Raw genomic sequence first — 19,911 nt, forward strand, 5'->3', positions numbered from 1 at the left:
GAGGACTGTCTGGTCCAGGTGCCGTCAGGTGCTCGCTGCGGCCGTCTCGAGGTCCCCGAGAACCGGGACGTCCCGACCACGCGCACGATCAAGATCCCGTACGTCGTCGTACCGGCGCGCGACGCTGTCAAGAAGCCGCCACTGGTCTTCATGGGCGGCGGCCCCGGCTCCGGCACGATCCAGCTCGCGTTCTTCTTCGCCGACCTGGTCCGCGACCGGAACGTCGTACTGCTGGAGCAACGCGGCGGAGACCGGTCGGACCCTGACCTGGACTGCCCCGAGGCGGACAAGCGGTTCGCGGACATGTTCACGCACACCGAGGACCCGTACGCCGAGGCGGACACCGTCGCCGATGCGATGCAGACCTGCCTCAAGAACTTCCCCGGCGACCCGCGGGGCTACACGGCGCGCAACGCGGCGCTCGACCTTCGGGACCTCCGCGTGGCACTCGGCTACGAGCACTGGTCGCTGTACGGCCTGTCCTGGTCCACCGGAGTGATGGCGCAGCTCGCCGCCCTCGACCCGGCCGGCGTCGACGCCGTCGTCCTCGACTCGTTCAGCCCGCCGTCCGTCGATTTCGCCCAGAACGGGTACGACGGCCTCCGCACCAGCCTGGGCCCCGCTGCGTACGCCGACCTGACCAAGGCCGCCGCCCAACTCGACGCGCACCCGCAGGCTGTCCCCGGCCACAACCCCGTGACGAACGAGCCCCGCACGTACCGCCTCACGGGCGACGACCTCGTGACACTCGTGCACTCCGCAGCGTACGAAGTCGACCTGCTCCCGATCCTCCCGCTGCTGCTCCACCAACTCGCTGCCGGCAAGTACGGCGCCCTGAACACGTTGGTTGCCGTCGGCATCGGTGAACTGGTCAGCCACAACCTCGGCCAGTACTGGCTCATGCAGTGCCAGGACGAGGTCCCCTACCGTACGGCGGGAGCTCGCCACGCCCGCCCGGTGATCGCCTGGCTCGCCGCGGACGACGTGGTGTGCGGTCGCCTCGGACTCCCCCGCTCCCCCGCGACCACCCGCGCGCCGGTCCGCTTCACACAACCCACACTGGTTCTTGCAGGTGTCCAGGACCCGATCACCCCGGCCGCGACCGCGGACAGTGCGTCGGCAGGTCTTCCGCACCGGCAGTTCGTCGAGTTCGCCGGGATCGGTCACGCGGTCGTGCTGTCGAGTCGGTGCGGCCGCACTGTCGTCACGGCCTGGCTCGACGGTCGCTCCCTGGAGCAGTGCCAGGGCGAACCGCCGTACCAGGTTGTGGGGCCGAGTGACCTGCACCTGACCAGCCGGCTCGCCGCGACTGCGACCGGTGGCTACCTGCCGATGGTGCCGGCCGCGCTCTTCGTGGTTCTCGTGGTGGGCTGGATCCTCGGGTGGATCGTCCACGCTGTCGTCCGCCGACGGGTGCGGCTGTGGAACGTGCTGCCGGCGCTGGCAGGGCTGCTGTTCCTCGGTTCGTTCGGTGCGTTGCTCTGGTCCGAGTACGACGTACTCCCGGCGCGCCTGCTCCTCGGCGTACCGCACCTCGCCCCGTGGACCGGCGTACTGCTCGTCGCCACCCTGCCGTGGTGGACCAAAGCACGCTCCTGGTGGTCGGCCGCCGCCGGACTGGTCTGGTTGGGCGGCCTCGCCTGGTTCACCGTTGTCGTCGTCCTCCCGAGTTAGAGCGAGGTCCGCCCCATCGCCACGGCGATGACACCGACGACGGTCATCAGCAGCGCCGAGCCGGGGTGCATGCCGATCGAGATCCGGATGTCGCGCTTCTTCCAGGCCAGGTGCACGCCCGGGTACAGGAAGACGAGCTTGGACAGGACCGTCCACGGCGCCCAGAAGTGGTACACCGAGAAGAAGAACACGTTGAAGAACGGCGCCCATCCGCGCAGCCGCGCCAGCCGGGGCAGCAGGAACCCGCGGAAGTAGTACTCCTCGATGAGCGGCAGGAACCAGCCGGTGAACGGGCCGCAGATCAGCAGGGTGGTCAGGAGCTTCTGCTGCGAGTAGCCGTTCAGGTACGACGTCGCGCTGTCGCCGGTGCCCTCGTAGGTGATCCACGAGAACACGTGGTCGTACATGAAGTTGTCGACCGGCAGCAGCGAGAGCGAGAGGACGGTCATCCACAGCAGGCAGAAGATGATCAGCGCGGTGACCTTGCCGCGCGGGACCGGGCGGTCCAGGTACTTCAGGGCGCCGCCGCGAAGGCAGTAGCGGCCGGTGACCTGCTTACCCAGCCAGGCCAGGCCCAGCAGGAGCGGGAAGAGCACCGCTGCCAGAGCGATCGCCCAGGCCAGGAACGGCGGGTAGTCGATCGCCCGGACGAGCGGCGCCGCGACGAAGGCGTAGACGGCGACGATCAGTGCGCCGGGGACCAGGTGCAGCGCGATGGACAGCGGGATCGAGTGCTGGTCGGCGAGGAGGACCTCGACGAACTTCGGACGGGGCTTGGTGAGCGTGGATTCGTTCATGTCCAGAAGGTTCGCGGCCCGGCCTGACACGAACCCGCCACAGCTCTGACACGGGACCTACCCGGCCACGTGGACCCTGAGGGTGCCGTTCTTGAGCATCATGACGCCCGGGAGCGGGCCGCGCTGACCGGCGTACATGTCGGCGACCGGCGCGACCGTCAGGTACAGGTTCTGGCCGGCCGGGACGTCGACCGCGATCGCGGGCAGCTCGATCGTGCGCCGGACGCCGCGGGCCGTGGACTTCTCGCGCAGCGGCATCGTGTTGTTCTGCACGACCTTCGCGGTGAGCGGGTTTGTGCCGACACTCAGCGCGAAGTACGCCGCCGACCGCGGAACGACCGTGTAGACGTCGGCGGTCAGCGTGGGCGTGCCGGCGATCGTGATCGGGCCCTTCGCGATCGGCAGGTTGACGGGCAGACCGACGCCGGTCGGTGTGACGATCTTGCCGAGCTGGTACCGCTTGTTCGGCGTCAGATTCCGTTGCGTGAGGCAACGGCCATCCGCGGTCGACAGGTGGTACGCGCCGAAGCCGCTCAGCCCGGTCTCCTGGTGCAGAAGGCGCAGCCTCATGAACCGGAGCGCCAGGCCCGAGAAACTGGGTGATCCGAGCGTGATCGAGCACGGGTCGCCGGCCGTCCCGTAGCCCGGCGGTACGACGCTGGGCAGCGTGTGGCCGCCGTTGTATCCGACGAAGATCGACTTGGCCCGGGCGCGGGCCGTGAGCGCCCGGTCGAAGTTCGCGAGGCCCTGGTTGAGGTTGAACAGGTTGTCGGTGATGCCTTGGCCGAACAGCACCGGGATGTCGAGCTTGCGCCCCTGCCGCACGTGCCAGGCGGGGCCGTTGTGCGCAAAGAACGCGTCGAGGTCGCGCCCGGCCTTCCCGGTCGGCCACCCGCCGGTCGCGATCAGCTGGACGAACGCCGCCGACACCGCCGGCGGTAGGTGCGTGCCGCCGACCGCGAACAGGCTGGTCAGCCACAGCGTCCGGGCGGCCTCCATCGGCGCGAGGCTCTGCTTGAGGTCCCACCAGGTGATCTCCGGGGCGAGCGCGTCGAACCGGGTCCGCCCGCTGTCCCGGAGCTCGGTGAAGGCGCCCGCGAACTGGTACCCGCCGCCGTAGGACCCGCCGATGGCTCCGATCAGCGGATCGCCGGGGCCCTGCTTAGTCACCCAGTCCAGGCCCGCGACCAGGTCGACGAGTTTCACCACGTCGCGGCCCTCGTAGTCCGGGTTCATCACATGCGCGACGCCGGTGCTCTGGCCGAAGCTGCGCTGGTCGAAGCTGAGGACGCCGAAGCCCGCGTCGAACCAGGCCTTGAAGGCGGCCGGGTCCGTGGTCCGGCTGCCGCCCCAGCCGTGGCTGTGGAAGATCAGCGGCACGGTGTGCTGGGCCGAGGCGGTCGCGGGTTTGAACAGCGAGTAGCAGATCCGTACGGGCGTCGTCGTACCAGGCTCCGGGACCGACGCGACACATCCGTTCGTCACCGTGCTCGCGGCGGCGGCCGGAACGACCGGCGATATGAGCAGTGCCACGACACCGAGCAGAGCCAGCACACGACGCATCTGTCACTCCAGGTGATCGACGGATCTCGCTTCGCACACGCTAGAGGACAGGTCTGCGGCTGGCCAGAGCCGAGGCTCAGCCGTGCGCGAACCGATGGGCGAATCCGGCCTCAGCACTGCGACACTGTGCCCGTGCATATCGCGATCGAGGTCGTGGCCCTCGTCGCCGTCGTAGCGGCGGTCGCCGCGCTGGCGCGACGGATAGGGATCTCGGCCCCTCTGCTGCTGGTGGTCATCGGGGTCGCCGCGTCGTACCTGCCGTTCATCCCGCGCGTCGAGCTCGAGCCCGAGGTCGTCCTGGTCGGGTTCCTGCCGCCGCTGCTCTACTCGGCCGCGATCAAGACCAGCCTGGTCGACTTCACCAAGCACCGGCGGTCCATCGGGCTGCTGTCCGTCGGCCTGGTCGCGTTCACCGCGCTCGGCGTCGGCGTCGTCGCGTGGTGGCTGCTCGGTCAGATGGCGGAGTCGATCGGCCAGGAGCCGCTGCCGTTCTGGGCCGCGTTCGCGATCGGCGCGGTCGTCGCGCCGCCGGACGCGGTCGCCGCGACCGCGATCGCCAAACGGGTCGGCCTGCCTCGCCGCGTGGTCACGATCCTCGAGGGCGAGAGCCTGATGAACGACGCGACCGCGCTGGTCTGCCTGCGGACCGCGATCGGCGCCGCCGTGGTCGCGCCGACCGTGTGGGACGTCGGCGCGGACTTCCTGCGAGCGGCCGGCGGCGGGGTTCTGGTCGGCATCGTCGTGACGTTCGTGCTGGCCAAGATCCGCCGCCGGTTCACCGATCCGGTGCTGGACACCACCCTGAGCCTGACCGCGCCGTTCATCGCGTACATCGCGGCCGAGAACCACTACATCCACGCGTCCGGCGTACTCGCGGTGGTCGTCACCGGTCTGTTCCTCGGCCACAAGGCCCCGATCATCCAGTCGGCGAAGTCGCGGATGTCGGAGCGGACCAACTGGCGGACGTTCCAGTTCCTGCTGGAGAACACGGTCTTCCTGCTGATCGGGCTGCAGACCCGGTGGATCCTCGACGACCTGACCGAGAGCCCGCTGCCGACCTGGCTGATCGCGACCACGACGGTGGCGGTGTTCGTCGCGGTGGTGCTGCTGCGGCCGATCTGGGTGATCCCGACGACGCTGCTGTCCCGGCGCTTCCTCGGCCCCTCGCGCCCCGGTCCGGTGTCGCGCCGCGCCCTGATCGTGGTGTCGTGGGCCGGGATGCGCGGCGTGGTCACGCTGGCCGCGGTCTTCACGCTGCCCGAGAACACACCGCATCGCGAAGTCCTCGTGTTCATCGCCCTGGCAGTCACCGCGGGCACGCTGCTCGTCCAGGGCTCGACGCTGCCCTGGCTGGTACGTCGCCTGCGCCTGCCGGGACCTGATCCCGCGGAGGACGCGCTGCAGGAGGCCGCCGTACTGCAGGGAGCTCATCGGGCCGCGATCGCGAAGCTCGACGAGATCTCCATGCCGACCGACCCGCCCGCGGTCCTCGACGTACTGCGCCAGCGGGGTGAGGCGCGGGCACAGGCCGCGTGGGAGCGGCTGGGGCGGCCGGAGACCGAGTACGAGACGCCGAGCGAGGCGTACCGGCGGCTGCGGATCGCGATGCTCGAGGCCGAACGCGCCCACATCCTGAAGGTCCGCGACGCCGGCCTGGTCGCAGACGAGGTGCTGCAGCGGGCGCAGAACGCGCTCGACATCGAGGAGTCGATCCTGGACCGCGACGAGGACGACGACGTCGGCGGGCGCTCCGAGGACCTTCGGCCGAAGACGCAGGCCGGCGCGTGCGAGCACCTGGAGCAGGCGCCGGTGGTGGTCACGCCGAATACCCCGGACGGCTGCGAGGAGTGCCTGGCCGAGGGCGGTTCGTGGGTCCACCTGCGGCTGTGCCTGGGGTGCGGTCACGTCGGGTGCTGCGACTCGTCGGTGATGAAGCACGCCAGCAAGCACAACGCCGAGACCCGGCATCCGGTGATGCGGAGCTTCGAACCGGGCGAGACTTGGCGCTGGTGCTTCGTGGACGAGAAACTGGGCTAATGGCGGATTGCTTGTTCTGTTCCATCGTCGCCGGTACGACGCCGGCGCAGATCGTCCTGGACACACCGGACGTCGTCGGGTTCCTCGACATCCGGCCGGTGTTCAAGGGCCACACGCTGCTCGTGCCGCGCACGCACGTGCCGACGATGGTGGAGATGACCGACGAGGTGATGGCCCCGCTGTTCGGAGCGGCCCGCTCGGTCGCGAGCGCCGTACGGACCGCGTTCGACGCGCAGGGCTCGTTCGTTGCCGTCAACAACGTCGTGTCCCAGTCGGTGCCGCACCTGCACGTCCACGTCGTACCCCGCACCAAGGGCGACGGCCTCCGCGGCTTCTTCTGGCCGCGCACCAAGTACGCCGACACCGCCGAAGCCGAGGAGTACGCGGGGAAGCTACGCGCCGCCCTTGGTGACTGAGTGATCTACGGGCGGGCGGTCTCCCACGCCACCGTGTCCTCGGTCGCGCTGAGGGTGCGTGCGGCCGCGGGAGGGGTGTCGCCGGTCAGGTGCAGGCCGGGCTTGCCGTCCTCGATGGTGAACTGTGCGCGGGTGAAGACCTCGGCGTCCTTGGTCTTCACCGCACGGACGGTGCGGAAGTCGGCGACCATCGACTCGCGGGTGATGGTGGTGTTGACGTACCCGCGCAGGTTGTTCTGGAAGCGCAGGTGCGGGTTCCACGTCAGCCAGGGGTGCGCCGTCGTCGGTGAGTCCGCGCCGTCGCCGCCGGTGCTGATCGACGAGCAGACGAGCTCGGAGCCGACCGTGGCCGACGTCGGGTCGTCGTAGTCCAGCTTCAGGTCCGACGCCCAGTGGGCGTGCACGTCGCCGGTCAGTACGACGGCGTTGCGGACGCCGGCGTCGACCCAGCCACGGGTGATCCGCTCGCGCGAGGCGACGTACCCGTCCCAGGAGTCCATCGAAGTCACCTTCAGCGGACCCTGGTTGTTGTCGCGCTGCGCGAAGAACACCTGCTGACCGAGGACGTCCCACCGCGCCCGCGAGCGGCGGAAGCCGTCGAGCAGCCACTCCTCCTGCCGCGCACCGGTGATCGACCGCTTCGGGTCGACCGCGGCCGGGCAGTCCTTGTACCCGTCACCGCAGCCCTGGTCGTCGCGGTACTGCCGGGTGTCGAGCATGTGGAACGTCGCCAGCTCACCCCAGTGCGCGCGCCGGTACAGCTGCATGTCAATCCCGCGCGGCTTGGACGTCGCGCGCAGCGGCATGTTCTCGTAGTACGCCTGGAACGCCGCCGCGCGACGGTCGAGGAAGCCGTCCTCGGGCTTCTCCGGGATCTCGTCGGCCCAGTTGTTGTCGAGCTCGTGGTCGTCCCAGACCACCAGCCACGGCGCGACCGCGTGCGCGGCCTGGAGGTCCAGGTCGCTCTTGTACTGTGCGTGCCGCTGCCGGTACGACGCCAGGTCGGTCGTCTCCGGCCCGTCATGATCACGGACGTTCCCACCCGGCGCGACGTACGTGTTCTTCGTGTACTCGTACTGGTAGTCGCCGAGGTGCAGGACCAGGTCCGGCCGGTCCTCCGCCAGTCGCCGGTACGCCGTGAACCATCCGTGCTCGAACTGCGAACAGGACACGAACGACATGTTGAGGTCCTGCGGCGTCGTCCCGCGGGCCGGTGCCGTCAACGTCCGGCCGGTGCGCGACACGTAGCCCTCGGCGCGGAAGCGGTAGTAGTACTCGCTGCTGGGGCGCAGGCCCTGGATCGTGACGTGGACCGCGTGGGCATGCTCCGGGCGGGCGACGGCGACGCCGGCCTTGACGACGTGGCGGAAGCGCTCGTCGGTCGCGACCTGCCACTGGACGGCGTACGGGCGGTTCGGCATGCCACCGAGGCCGTTCTCGGCGACCGGGTCGACGGCCAGCCGGGTCCACAGCACGAAGCCGTCGGGCCACGGGTCACCGCTGGCGACGCCGAGCGTGAACGGGTCGTGGCGGACAGGCGTCGCCGCCGCGGTCGTCGGCGTGGTCAGCGGCGCGGTCAGTCCGGTCACAGCCGCAGTGGAAGCCAGGCCGGCCTTCAGGACGGATCTACGGGAGGTCTGCATACGCCGACCGTTCCCGCCAACGATGTGCGGACGCTAACGCCTGGATGGCCAATCGGTGACATGAGCATCGCCGGCGGATAGGTCTCGTTCGTACTCGACCTGGGGCAGCGGGTTGCCGTCGCCGAAGTCGCGGGTCTGGGTGGCGCCGGTCTCGACGAAGCCGCACTTGGCGTAGAAGCGGCGGGACTGTGGGGTGTCGCGCAGGGTCCAGAGGTGGACGCGGTCGTATCCGTCGGCTTGGAGCTGTTCCAGGGTGGCTGTCATGAGCGCGGCGGACACACCGCTCCCCCAGCCGTCGGGATGCGTGTAGAAGCTGTGGATCTCCGCGAACCCGGTGCGGGTATCCGACGGCTCACACCAGGACATCGCGAGCGGCCGACCACCGACGAACCCGAGCATCACGAGCCCCTCGCCGGCCTCGAGCCGCGCATGCCATCTGGTCCGCCGGCTCGCAATCCCCTCCCGCGCAACGTCCGCAGCAAAGAGCGGCGCATAGGCAGCACCCCACGACGCGGCATGCACCTCCCCAACAGCAGCCCCATCGGCCACCGTCGCGACGCGCGCGGAGATGGATTTGACGTCCTGGTCAGCGGACGGGTCGGTCAAGGCGAGTCTCCAGGTTGGCGAGGGCACGCTCGACGGCGGCACGGACGGTGTGATCGGGATCGTCGGCGAGGGCCTGGATCGCGGCAGCGTGCTCGTACTCCCCCGCGGCGCCGACCGCGCGAACGGCCGCCGTACGGACTCTCGGCAACTCGTGATCGAGCATCGGCAGCAGCGCGTCGACGAGTTGCCCGAGCTCTCGCTGCGCGGTGATCCGCGCGACATGCTCCCGGACCCGCCACGCCGGATCGTCCGCGACCTGCTGAAGAGCGTCCACCACGTCGTCCCGCCACACGTACAGGAACACCCGCGCCGCCCAGACCCGGATCCAGTAATAGTTGACCGGATCAACAGGCGCCTTCCACCCACCCGGATTCTCCGACCCGGTGATCGCCACCAGCTTCGGCAGCTCAGCGCCGTACGCCGCCTCCCCCGAGATCTCCCCGGTCAAGAACGCCACGCACCAGTCGACGACGACGTCCTCGCCGTACGTCGCGCACGCGGCCCGCACGACGTCGCGCGGTGACTCCCGGTCGGCCATGACATCAGTAAACCGCGGGCCACCGACAGTTCCGGTGACCCGCGGCTACTGGATGCTGCGCCAGTCCTGGGTCAGTCCTGGGTCAGCCCGCGATCAGCGAGCGGAGCACGTACTGCAGGATGCCGCCGTTGCGGTAGTAGTCGGCCTCGCCCGGGGTGTCGATGCGGACGACCGCGTCGAACTCCTTCACGCCGCCGTCGGCCGCGGTCACCTTGACGTGCACCGTGCGCGGGATCGAGCCGTCGTTCAGCGCGGTCACGCCGGTGATGTCGAAGGTCTCCTCGCCGGTCAGGCCGAGCGACTCCGCGTTCTCACCGTCCGGGTACTGCAGCGGCAGCACACCCATGCCGATCAGGTTCGACCGGTGGATCCGCTCGAAGGACTCGGTGATGACGGCCTTCGCGCCGAGCAGCGCCGTACCCTTCGCGGCCCAGTCCCGCGACGAGCCGGAGCCGTACTCCTTACCCGCCAAGATCACCAGCGGCGTCTCAGCGGCGGCGTACGCCTGGGCCGCGTCGTAGATCGTCGTCACGGGCGCGTCATCCTGGGTGAAGTCACGAGTGAACCCGCCCTCGGTCCCCGGCGCGATCTGGTTGCGCAGCCGGATGTTCGCGAACGTGCCGCGGATCATCACCTCGTGGTTGCCGCGGCGGGAACCGTACGAGTTGAAGTCCTTGCGGTCCACCCCGTGCTCGGCCAGGTACTTGCCGGCCGGGCTGTCGGCCTTGATCGAACCGGCCGGCGAGATGTGGTCGGTGGTGACCGAGTCGCCCAGCTTGGCCAGCACGCGGGCGCCGGCGATGTCGGTCACCGGCGACGGGTCCTTCGCCATACCGTCGAAGTACGGAGGCTTCCGGACGTACGTCGACTCGGCGTCCCACGCGAACGTCTTGCCCTCCGGCGTCGGCAGCGACTGCCAGCGCTCGTCACCGGCGAACACGTCGGCGTAGTCCTTCGTGAACATCTCCTTGTTGATCGAGCTCGCGATGGTCCGCTCGACCTCCTCGGCGCTCGGCCAGATGTCCTTCAGGAACACGTCGTTGCCGTCGGTGTCCTTGCCCAGGGCATCGGTCTCGAAGTCGAAGTCCATGGTGCCGGCCAGCGCATACGCGATCACCAGCGGCGGCGACGCGAGGTAGTTCATCTTCACGTCCGGGTTGATCCGGCCCTCGAAGTTCCGGTTGCCGGACAGCACACTCACGACCGCGAGGTCGGCTTCCTGCACCCCGGCGGAGACGGCCTCCGGCAGTGGGCCGGAGTTGCCGATGCAGGTGGTGCAGCCGTATCCGACCAGGTGGAAGCCGAGCTTCTCCAGGTACGGCGTGACGCCGGCCTTCTCGTAGTAGTCGGTGACGACCTTCGACCCGGGCGCGAGCGACGTCTTCACCCACGGCTTCGACGCCAGGCCCTTGTCCACAGCGTTCTTCGCGAGCAGCGCGGCCGCGAGCATGACGGACGGGTTCGAGGTGTTGGTGCAGGAGGTGATCGAGGCGATCACGACGTGGCCGTGGTCGAGCTCGACGTCCTGGCCGTTCAGGCTCACCGTGGTCTTCTTGGAGACCCGGTCCTTGCCGCCGGCAACCTCGTGCGGGTTGTCGTCGACATGGCCGTGGCCGTTCGGCGCGTCGCTGGCCGGGAAGCTCCCGGTCTCCGACGGGTCGACGTCCTTCTCCTCGGCCGCGTAGTCCGGCAGCACGCCGCGGAAGGACTCCTTGGCCTTGCTCAGCTCGATCCGGTCCTGCGGACGCTTCGGGCCCGCGATCGACGGTACGACGGTCGACAGGTCGAGCTCGAGGTACTCGGAGAAGCGCGGCTCGACGTCGGGGTTGTGCCACAGGCCCTGCTCCTTGGCGTACGCCTCGACGAGCGCGACCTCGTCGTCGCCGCGGCCGGTCAGGCGCAGGTAGTCCAGGGTGACGTCGTCGATCGGGAAGATCGCGCAGGTGGAGCCGAACTCCGGGCTCATGTTGCCGATCGTGGCGCGGTTCGCCAGCGGAACCGCCGCGACGCCGTCGCCGTAGAACTCGACGAACTTGCCGACCACGCCGTGCTTGCGCAGCATCTGGGTGATCGTCAGCACGACGTCGGTCGCGGTCGCGCCGGCCGGGACCGACCCGGTCAGCTTGAAGCCGACGACCTTCGGGATCAGCATCGACACCGGCTGGCCGAGCATCGCCGCCTCGGCCTCGATACCGCCGACGCCCCAGCCGAGCACGCCGAGGCCGTTGACCATCGTGGTGTGGCTGTCGGTGCCGACGCAGGTGTCCGGGTACGCCTGGCCGTTGCGGACCATCACGGTGCGGGCCAGGTGCTCGATGTTCACCTGGTGCACGATGCCGGTACCCGGCGGGACGACCTTGAACTCGTCGAACGCGGTCTGGCCCCAGCGCAGGAACTGGTACCGCTCGCGGTTCCGCCCGTACTCGAACTCCACGTTGCGCTCGAACGCGTCCGGCGTACCGAACACGTCGATGATGACCGAGTGGTCGATGACCAGCTCGGCCGGCGCGAGCGGGTTGATCTTGGTCGGGTCACCGCCGAGCTCGCCGACCGCCTCGCGCATCGTGGCCAGGTCGACCACGCACGGGACGCCGGTGAAGTCCTGCATGATCACCCGGGCCGGCGTGAACTGGATCTCGGTGTCCGGGGCCGCGTTCTGGTCCCAGTTGCCGAGCTTGGTGATGTGCTCGGCGGTGATGTTCGCGCCGTCCTCGGTGCGCAGCAGGTTCTCCAGCAGGACCTTCAGCGAGTACGGCAGCGTGTCCGCACCCTCGATGCCCGCCAACCTGAAGATCTCGTACGACTGTCCGTTGACCTCGAGTGCCCCCTTGGCACCGAAGCTGTCGACGCTCGCCATCAACCTGCTCCTCTGTCCAGTCCCGTGTCCGCTGCGCCCATCCTGCCGAGCGCGTTGACCGGTCGCGAGGTCAGGTTCCCCTAACCTCGCGCCGGAAACTCTCTCGACATCAAGATACACGACATCGAGCCAACTTTTCCCGCGATCAGGAAACCTGTGGAAGAACTTCGGCCGCGATCAGGTCGAGGTGGTCGAGGTCCTGCAGATCCATGATCTGGACGTACTGCCGCTGCGATCCCACCGCGGCGAACCGGCCCAGCCGGTCCACCACCTCGGCCGGCGTACCGGCGATCGCGTTCGCCTTGAGGTCCTCGACGTCGCGCCCGATCGCCTCGGCGCGCTGCTTCACCTCGGCGTCGTCCTTGCCGACCACCACAGTGTGCGCGGTGGAGAGCGCGAGCGTCTTCGGGTCGCGGCCTTCGGTCGCGCAGGCTGCCTGGACGCGCTTGAAGAGCGTCTCGGTGAGCTCGACGCTCCGGAAGCCGGCGTTGAACTCGGCGGCGTACTTCGCGGCGAGCTCCGGCGTACGCTTCTTGCCCGCGCCGCCGACGATGATCGGCGGGTGCGGCTGCTGGACCGGCTTCGGCAGCGCCGGCGAGTCGCTGATCTGGTAGTGCTCGCCCTGGAAGTCGTACTTCTCCCCCACCGGCGTGTCCCAGAGGCCGGTGATCAGTTCGAGCTGCTCGGTGAGGAGGTCGAAGCGGCCCGGGGTGTCGGGGAAGTCGAGGCCGTACGCCTTGTGCTCGGCTTCGTACCAGCCGGCGCCGAGGCCGAGTTCGGCGCGGCCGCCGCTCATCTGGTCGACCTGCGCGACCGAGATCGCCAGTACGCCGGGATTGCGGAAGGTGGCCGAGCTGACCAGTGTGCCGAGCTTGATCCGCTTGGTCTCACGCGCCAGGCCGGCCAGCGTGATCCACGAGTCGGTCGGGCCCGGGAGGCCGTCGTTCTCGCCCATGACGAGGTAGTGGTCGGAGCGGAAGAACGCGTCGAACCCGTTCTCCTCCGTCTTGCGGGCGACCGCGAGAAGGTCGTCGTACGACGCGCCCTGCTGAGGTTCGGTGAAGATCCTGAGAAGCATGGCGCCAACGCTATCTCGCGCTGGTGTACAGCTTCTCCAGGTACGACGGCTGCCACTCGGCGCCGCGGCTGTACAGCCTGCGGACCAGTTCGTTCGGGTTGAAACGCTCCTCGACCGGGTTGTCCCACCAGTCGGGCACCTGGTCGTACCACCGGTCGATCCGCAAGGTCCGGCCGGCCGCGTCGATCCGCGCGAACAGCCACCCGCCCTGCTCACCCTGCGCCTCGGTCAGCCAGAGATCACCGAGCAGCCCGCTGAGCTTGTCGGCGGCGAACTCGGGATCGTCCACGTCCGGCGGCTCGAGGTCGAATCGGTACGACGGGGCACTCGGGTCGAGCACCTGCACCTGGATCGTGAACCCCGACGGCACGATCGCCGTCCGCGCCCGGCACCAGTCATGCAACGCCCGCACCGCCCCCGACTCCTCAGGCCGAGGCCGCGGCCGCTCCACCTCAGCCCGCATAGCCTCCTCAAGCGACCCAACCGGCGGCACCACCCGAGGCCCCCCACTCCCCGAGAGCCCCAACCCAGCCACCAACATCCCACCCAGAGCCGCCCCATCAGCCCCACCAGCGCCCGGCGCCACACGGCCGTTCGGCTGGTCCGCCTCGCCACCAGCTCCAACCGACTCGTCCTCATCCACCACAGGCACAAACCCGGTAGGCATGTCATCCTCCGGGTCACCCCCGAACCCATCACCGGGAAGCATCTCCCAGTCCCCCGCCAGCCGCGCCACAGCCGGCTCCAGCCCGCCCGCAGCCGGCGCCTCGCGGTACGCCGAGGTCTGCTCAGGCTCGGCCTGCGCCTCAGCCCAGGACTCCGACTCAACTACCTGACGCGACTCGGACCACGACGCCGACTCGGCCGCCGGGCGCGACTCCGACCAGGGCCCGTGCTCGGGTGCCGGCTGCGGCTCGGACCAAGGCTCCGGCTCAGGAGCCAGCTGCGGCTCGGTGCCAGACAGCGGCTCGCTGTATGAGGCACTCGCCGGCTGCCGTTCGGAGGGCGAGATCTGGTCGGGATCGGCGTGTGGCTCGGACCACGGTTCCGGCTCCGGTTCGGGGGTCGGCTGTGGTTCGGGTTCCGGCATCGGTTCCGGCGTGGGCTCCGGCTCGGGCTCGGGGAACGGCGCCGGCTCGGGATCCGGGAACGGGTGCGGCTCGGGCTCGGGGTCCGGGACAGGCCCGGGGATCGGCTCGGGCTCCGGGAAGGGCGCAGGAACCGGTGTCGGCGTCGGGCCGGGGAACGGTCCGGGCGCGGGGGTCGGCTCAGGTCCTGGGGTCGGTGCAGGTCCTGGGGTTGGCTCGGGTGCTGGGGTTGGCTCGGGGGTTGGTGGGGTGGGCTGCGGCCAGGGTGCTGGGTGGGGCTCTGGTTGCGGCCACGGTTCAGGCTGCGGCTGGGGTTGCGGCCAGGGCTGAGGTTGAGGGTGAGGCTCTACTTGAGCTTGAACCTCGGTGACGGCGGGGATCTCAGCAGTTTGGTCGTCGTCTGCACCGGCATACTCGCCCGCCTGGAGCGCCGGCTCGTCAGCAACAGCCCAGGCGGGATCCGCAGCGCCCGCGGAGTCGAGATCCGCCGACTCGCGAGCGACAGCCGAAGCGGAACCGGCGGCACGCGCGGGTTCCGGAGCGGAGTCGGAGGCGGGCGTCGCGGAGTCGGAAGCAAACGCGGAACCGGCGGCACGCGCGGGTTCCGGAGCGGAGTCGGAGGCGGGCGTCGCGGAGTCGGAAGCAAACGCGGAGCCGGCCGGCGCCACAGGCGCGGAAGCGGGCCCGGAGGCGGGCGGCGCGACAGGCGCGGGAGCGGGACCGGAGGGCGGCGCGGAGGCGGCAGCGGGTCCGTAACTGGGGGCCGGCGTGGAGGTGGGGGCGGGCTCGTAGGTGTGACCCGGCGTCGAGGTGGAAGCGGGGCCGTAGGTGGGAGCCGGCGTGGGGGTGGACGTGGCCGCGGGGGCGGAAGCGGGCGCTGGCGCGGATGTGGGGGGCGCGACTGAGGCGGAGGCGGGAGCGGAGGCGGGCGTAGTGGGCGCGGGGGTGGTGGGCGCGGGGGTGGTGGGCGCGGGAGTGGGGGCGGTGGTGGGGGCGGGGGCGAAGGGGGATGGGCCGGTGAAGGTTGAGAGGTCTTCTTCGTCGGTGGGGGGTGGGTCCAGGACCGCCTCGATCTCGGCGGTGGGGGCGTCGTCGTCCTCGAGGTCGGCCACCGAGGCGACCGGGGCGGCCGGCGAGTCCACCGGTGCCGCATCCGCCGACGCACCAGGTGCGGCTGCGGTGGGGTCTTCTACCCATTGGCCGTTGATCCAGGCGGGGCCTGTCCAGGCTGGATCGGGGGTGGGGTCGGGGAACGGGTTGTAGGCGCTGGTGGCGTCCTGGTCGGGCCAGGACGACTGTTCTGCGGTTTCCCAGTCCTGGTCGGCCGTGGGGGTGGCGCTGGCGGGGGCGTCGGCGAAGAGGCTGTTGTAGAAGTCGTCGCCCTCGTACACCCCGCCGCCGACCCGCGGCGGTTCGGACGACGGCAGCGTCGGGTCGTACGCGTGCGACGTCGGCAACCCAGGACTCGACAGGTTCTCCGGCAGGTACGTCCCGGGCGCGGCGGGATCGGCGTACGGCCGGGGCGGTGGGTCGGCGATCGGCTGGCCGGTGAAGGGGCTGATGCCGGGTGGGACGACGTACGACTCCTCGTCGTCGCCTGGCAGGTTGTCTCCGATCACGGGATCTTCAACGACCGAGACCTCGGCTGTGTCAGGGTCTGTGGCGAAATTTGCCGGTTCTGCAACGTTTCGGGTGAAGTCCTCGCCTGCGGCGACGCCGGCGGGCAGGTCCGGTTGCACCGGTGACCGCGGGTCGATCCCGAACTGCCCGAAGAAGGCGTCGAGCGCCGCAGCCGTGATCCCGCCCCCGGCCGCGGTCCGGATCAGCTGCACGCCGTACGGGCGGAGTTCGTCGAGGCCGCCGAGATAGTCGCACCATTCGGCGACCCATTCGACCATCTCGTCGGCGGTCGCCTCGTCGGACGCGATCCACTCCCCGATCGCCGCGAACCCGTCGTCGACGGGCTGCCACGGGTCGCCCGGGTACGACGCGCGCGCCCAACTCCCGTTGAACGCGCCGTACACGAACCCGAGCTCGCCCGCCGTCTGGCGCTGCCGCACTTCCGGCTGCCCGATCCAGTCCGGCGACCCGGCCAGCAGGTCCTCGCCGGCGGTCTGACTGTGCTGTGTGTGGAATCCCCACAGCACCGCCCGCCCGTCCTGCAGGCGGGCCATCCGCAGCACGGACGCGGTCTCGTCCTGGTGGTGGTACCCGTCCGCGTCGGCGTACCAGCGCCGGTCGAAGCCCGTGGCGTGCGCGACCGCGGCGAGTGCGCTCCAGCGGGCGCGCAACTCCTCCGGGTCGTCCAGGTCAACGAGCGGCATCAGGTCTCCAAGCGCATTTGGATCCAGGCCCAGACGCTACCCGAGCCCTCCAGGACTGGCCACTTCGCTGTCCACAGGCTCGAGGATGGCGACGCATTCGATGTGGTGGGTCATCCCGAACAGGTCGAAGGCGCGCAGGGACGCGATCCCGTACCCGAGGCGTCCGAACGTCTTCAGGTCCCGCGCCAGCGCCGCCGGGTCGCACGCGACGTACGCGACCCGCCGGGGTCCGAGCGCAGCGATTCGCCGTACGACGTCCTTCCCGGCCCCGGTCCGTGGCGGGTCCAGTACGACGAGGTCCACATGCTCAAGGCCCTGGCCGGCCGCCGCGTTGAGTACTCGGTCGACGTCGCCGTTCTCCAGCGTTACGCCGTCCAGGTCGTGCAGGTTGCGCCGGGCGTTCCGGACCGCGTCCTTGTCGCCCTCGATCGCCAGCACGGGGCAGCCTGCCTCCGCCAGGAACGCCGCGAACAGCCCCACCCCCGAGTACAGGTCGAGCGCGGTCTCACCGGCAGCAGGCTCCAGCCCGCTCAGTACGGCGTCCACCAGCGTCTCCGGCGCCGCCGGGTGGACCTGCCAGAACCCACCGGCCTCCACCAGGAACCGCCGGTCGCGCACCACCTCGACCAGCCGCTCCCCCGGGTCCTGGTCGGTCAGTACGGCGGTCTTCCCCTCGGACGACACCACGGCCTGCACCGACGACACGCCCGGCCAGCGTGAGCTCAGCACGTCCGGTGTCCCCGGGTGCGCGAGCAGACACTGGTCGATCTGGATCAGGTCGTGGGAGCGGTGCGCATACATACCGGGCCGCTCGTCCACGACGGCGTACCGCATCCGTGTCCGCCAGCCGAGCCCGTCGTCACCGGGCGACTCCATCACGATGGTCCGTTCGATCCCGCCGATCCGCCGGAGCGTGTCCGACACGACGGTCGCCTTCAGTCGCCGCTGTTCGACGATGTTGGCGTGCTGGAAGTCACAGCCACCGCACCGGCCCGGTCCGGCATACGGGCACGGCGGCTCGATCCGCTGCGGGGACGGTGTGAGCACCTGGACCGCGTCGGCCCGCAGGTACTTCGCTGTCTGTTCCGTGATCCGGGCGTGCACCAGCTCCCCCGGCAGCGCATGCCGGACGAAGACCACCTGCCCCTCGTGGCGGGCGACACAGTGTCCCCCGTGCGCGACTGGACCTACCTCCAGCTCGACTACCGCCCCAACCAGACTGTTCTCGTCTGTCACCGATCTCCTGACGCCTTGCGGGCACCGCGCCGTACCTGGCCGGCCACCCGTTCCACCCGGTCCTGCCGTTCCTCGGCCCCCTGCGACGAGAGCAGCTGGTAAGGAACGGACGTAACCATGACACCAGGTGTGAACAAGAGGCGCCCCTTGAGCCGCAGGGCACTCTGGTTGTGCAGGATGTGCTCCCACCAGTGCCCGACGACGTACTCGGGGATGTAGACCATCACCACGTCCCGCGGCGACTGCCGGCGGATGTCGCGCACGTACTGCAGGATCGGCCGGGTGATTTCCCGGTACGGCGACGCGAGCCGCTTGAGCGGGATCGGGATACCGCGGGTCTCCCATTCGGCCTGCAGCGCGTCCGACTCGTCCCGGTCTACGTCGACGGTGACGGCCTCGAGCTGGTACGGACGGGCCGCCTTGGCGAACGCCAGCGCCCGCAGCGTCGGCTTGTGCAGCTTGGAGACCAGCACGATCGAGTGCACCCGGGACGGCAGCATCAGCGGCTCGTCACCTTCGGCGGCCATCTGCTTGCGCACCGTCTCGTAGTGCCGGCGGATGCCTTTCATCAGCAGGAACAGGCAGGCCATCGCGATGATCGCGATGTACGCGCCGAGCAGGAACTTGGTGATCAGCACGATCACCAGCACCACGCCGGTCAGCGTCAGGCCGATCGCGTTGATCACCCGGGACCGGATCATCCGGGCCCGTTTGCCCGGCTCCTGCTCGTCGCGCAGCAGCCGGGTCCAGTGCCGGACCATGCCGATCTGGCTGATCGTGAACGAGACGAACACGCCGACGATGTACAGCTGGATCAGCCGGGTCACCTCGGCGTTGAACGAGACGATCAGCACGATCGCGAAACCGGCCAGGATCACGATGCCGTTGCTGAACGCCAGCCGGTCGCCGCGGGTGTGCAGCTGCCGCGGCAGGTACCCGTCGCGGGCCAGGATCGACCCCAGTACCGGGAACCCGTTGAACGCGGTGTTCGCGGCCAGTACCAGGATCACGCCGGTGGCGGCGGCGACCAGGTAGAAGCCGGGCGAGAAGTGGTCGAAGATGCCCTTGGCGAGCTGGCCGATCACCGGGTCCTGGTGGTACCCCTCGCCGACCGGCACCCCATCGCGCAGCAGCTGGGTCCCGGGGTCCTCGGCGAACCGGACCTTCATCACGTTCGCCAGCGTCACGACGCTGACCACCATCGCGATCGAGATGGTGCCGAGCAGCGCCAGCGTGGTCGCGGCGTTCCGGCTCTTCGGCTTCTTGAACGCCGGTACGCCGTTGCTGATCGCCTCCACCCCGGTCAGCGCGGCGCACCCGGACGAGAACGCCCGCAGGATCAGGAACGCCATCGCGAGCCCGCTCGCACCGTGCGCGAACTGGTCCTCGGCCGCGATGTCGAGCCCGGAACTCGACGCGTCCGGCAGATGCCCGAACAGCAACCGCCCGAAGCCCCAGGCCGCCATGCCGAGGATCGTGAACATGAAGATGTACGTCGGGATCGCGAACGCCGCCCCGGACTCGCGCACGCCCCGCAGGTTCATCGTGGTCAGGAAGAGCACCGCGATCACGGCCGCCGTCGCCTGGTGCCCTTCCATCGCCGGGATCGCCGAGGCTGCGTACTGCGCAGCCGACGAGATCGACACCGCGACGGTCAGGACGTAATCGACCATCAGGGCGCTGGCGACGGTCAGGCCTGCGGTCGGGCCGAGGTTCACATTGGCGACCTCGTAGTCGCCGCCGCCGGACGGGTAGGCGTGCACGTTCTGCCGGTACGACAGCACGACGACGACCAGCACCACGGCGACCGCGAGCGAGATCTTCCAGGAGATCGTCAGCGCCGCGAGCCCGGCGATCGACAGCGTCAGGAAGATCTCGTCGGGAGCGTAAGCGACCGACGACAGCGCGTCGCTCGCGAACACCGGGAGGGCGATGCGCTTCGGCAGCAAGGTCTCACCCAGCTGAGTGCTGCGCAGTTTGCGTCCGAGCAGCAGCCGTTTGCCGATATCGCCTAGAGCGGGAGTCACACCGGTGATGTTAGAGGCACCCTCAGG

Annotated in this window: 13 protein-coding genes; 3 read left to right on the top strand and 10 right to left on the bottom strand. The window is 69.8% G+C overall.

The genetic code is table 11. The features are described 5' to 3' along the window. The first annotated feature begins 18 nt into the window (after positions 1–18). Complete coding sequence (locus tag E0H92_RS14640) at positions 19–1,674, top strand: alpha/beta fold hydrolase (protein ID WP_131496633.1); 1,656 nt, start codon at positions 19–21, stop codon at positions 1,672–1,674. On the opposite strand, the gene E0H92_RS14645 is transcribed toward E0H92_RS14640, so the two are convergent. Next, complete coding sequence (locus E0H92_RS14645; RefSeq protein ID WP_131462058.1) at positions 1,671–2,471, bottom strand: CPBP family intramembrane glutamic endopeptidase; 801 nt, start codon at positions 2,469–2,471, stop codon at positions 1,671–1,673. The genes E0H92_RS14640 and E0H92_RS14645 overlap by 4 nt on opposite strands. 57 nt (positions 2,472–2,528) lie before the next feature. Then, positions 2,529–4,034, bottom strand: a complete 1,506-nt coding sequence (locus tag E0H92_RS14650) for a CocE/NonD family hydrolase (protein ID WP_131496634.1) — start codon at positions 4,032–4,034, stop codon at positions 2,529–2,531. Between the two features lie 132 nt (positions 4,035–4,166). Between E0H92_RS14650 and E0H92_RS14655 the strand changes: the two genes are divergently transcribed. Together E0H92_RS14655 and E0H92_RS14660 are read left to right on the top strand one after the other, a co-directional pair. After that, positions 4,167–6,071 carry a Na+/H+ antiporter gene (locus tag E0H92_RS14655; protein WP_131462060.1) on the top strand — a complete coding sequence of 635 codons (1,905 nt, stop codon included), beginning with the start codon at positions 4,167–4,169 and terminating at the stop codon, positions 6,069–6,071. After that, a complete protein-coding gene (locus E0H92_RS14660; RefSeq protein ID WP_131462061.1) occupies positions 6,071–6,487 on the top strand; it encodes an HIT family protein in 417 nt (138 codons plus the stop codon). Before E0H92_RS14655 ends, E0H92_RS14660 begins: the two co-directional genes overlap by 1 nt. Before the next feature lie 5 nt (positions 6,488–6,492). Here the strand turns inward: E0H92_RS14660 and E0H92_RS14665 are convergent, their stop codons facing one another. The 8 genes from E0H92_RS14665 to E0H92_RS14700 form a co-directional block, all read right to left on the bottom strand. Beyond that, complete coding sequence (locus E0H92_RS14665; RefSeq protein WP_131462062.1) at positions 6,493–8,130, bottom strand: alkaline phosphatase D family protein; 1,638 nt, start codon at positions 8,128–8,130, stop codon at positions 6,493–6,495. Between the two features lie 33 nt (positions 8,131–8,163). Continuing rightward, a complete protein-coding gene (locus E0H92_RS14670; RefSeq protein ID WP_238152694.1) occupies positions 8,164–8,736 on the bottom strand; it encodes a GNAT family N-acetyltransferase in 573 nt (190 codons plus the stop codon). Beyond that, a complete protein-coding gene (locus E0H92_RS14675; protein ID WP_131496635.1) occupies positions 8,717–9,274 on the bottom strand; it encodes a HEAT repeat domain-containing protein in 558 nt (185 codons plus the stop codon). The genes E0H92_RS14670 and E0H92_RS14675 overlap by 20 nt, the downstream gene beginning before the upstream one ends. 82 nt (positions 9,275–9,356) lie before the next feature. Next, complete coding sequence (acnA, locus tag E0H92_RS14680) at positions 9,357–12,131, bottom strand: aconitate hydratase AcnA (protein ID WP_131496636.1); 2,775 nt, start codon at positions 12,129–12,131, stop codon at positions 9,357–9,359. Positions 12,132–12,276: 145 nt separating this feature from the next. Next, complete coding sequence (locus E0H92_RS14685; RefSeq protein ID WP_131462065.1) at positions 12,277–13,209, bottom strand: LLM class F420-dependent oxidoreductase; 933 nt, start codon at positions 13,207–13,209, stop codon at positions 12,277–12,279. Between the two features lie 10 nt (positions 13,210–13,219). Further along, the gene (locus E0H92_RS44150; RefSeq protein ID WP_165549793.1) at positions 13,220–16,621 is read right to left on the bottom strand and encodes a hypothetical protein; all 3,402 of its coding nucleotides are present in this window, start codon (positions 16,619–16,621) and stop codon (positions 13,220–13,222) included. Positions 16,622–16,657: 36 nt separating this feature from the next. Then, positions 16,658–17,857: a class I SAM-dependent RNA methyltransferase gene (locus tag E0H92_RS14695; protein WP_131462066.1), complete on the bottom strand. Its 1,200-nt coding sequence runs from the start codon at positions 17,855–17,857 to the stop codon at positions 16,658–16,660. Beyond that, entirely contained in the window at positions 17,854–19,884 is a 2,031-nt protein-coding gene (locus E0H92_RS14700) for an APC family permease (protein ID WP_131496637.1), read from the bottom strand. Before E0H92_RS14700 ends, E0H92_RS14695 begins: the two co-directional genes overlap by 4 nt. Positions 19,885–19,911 lie beyond the last annotated feature (27 nt).

It is taken from the genome of Kribbella speibonae, assembly GCF_004331375.1.
In the GTDB taxonomy this organism is placed as follows: domain Bacteria; phylum Actinomycetota; class Actinomycetes; order Propionibacteriales; family Kribbellaceae; genus Kribbella; species Kribbella sindirgiensis.

Coding starts and splice junctions, on each gene's coding strand:
- acnA (WP_131496636.1), bottom strand. CDS start 12,131: ATGGCGAGCGTCGACAGCTTCGGTGCCAAGGGGGCACTCGAGGTCAAC.
- E0H92_RS14675 (WP_131496635.1), bottom strand. CDS start 9,274: ATGGCCGACCGGGAGTCACCGCGCGACGTCGTGCGGGCCGCGTGCGCG.
- E0H92_RS14650 (WP_131496634.1), bottom strand. CDS start 4,034: ATGCGTCGTGTGCTGGCTCTGCTCGGTGTCGTGGCACTGCTCATATCG.
- E0H92_RS14665 (WP_131462062.1), bottom strand. CDS start 8,130: ATGCAGACCTCCCGTAGATCCGTCCTGAAGGCCGGCCTGGCTTCCACT.
- E0H92_RS14645 (WP_131462058.1), bottom strand. CDS start 2,471: ATGAACGAATCCACGCTCACCAAGCCCCGTCCGAAGTTCGTCGAGGTC.
- E0H92_RS14660 (WP_131462061.1), top strand. CDS start 6,071: ATGGCGGATTGCTTGTTCTGTTCCATCGTCGCCGGTACGACGCCGGCG.
- E0H92_RS44150 (WP_165549793.1), bottom strand. CDS start 16,621: ATGCCGCTCGTTGACCTGGACGACCCGGAGGAGTTGCGCGCCCGCTGG.
- E0H92_RS14685 (WP_131462065.1), bottom strand. CDS start 13,209: ATGCTTCTCAGGATCTTCACCGAACCTCAGCAGGGCGCGTCGTACGAC.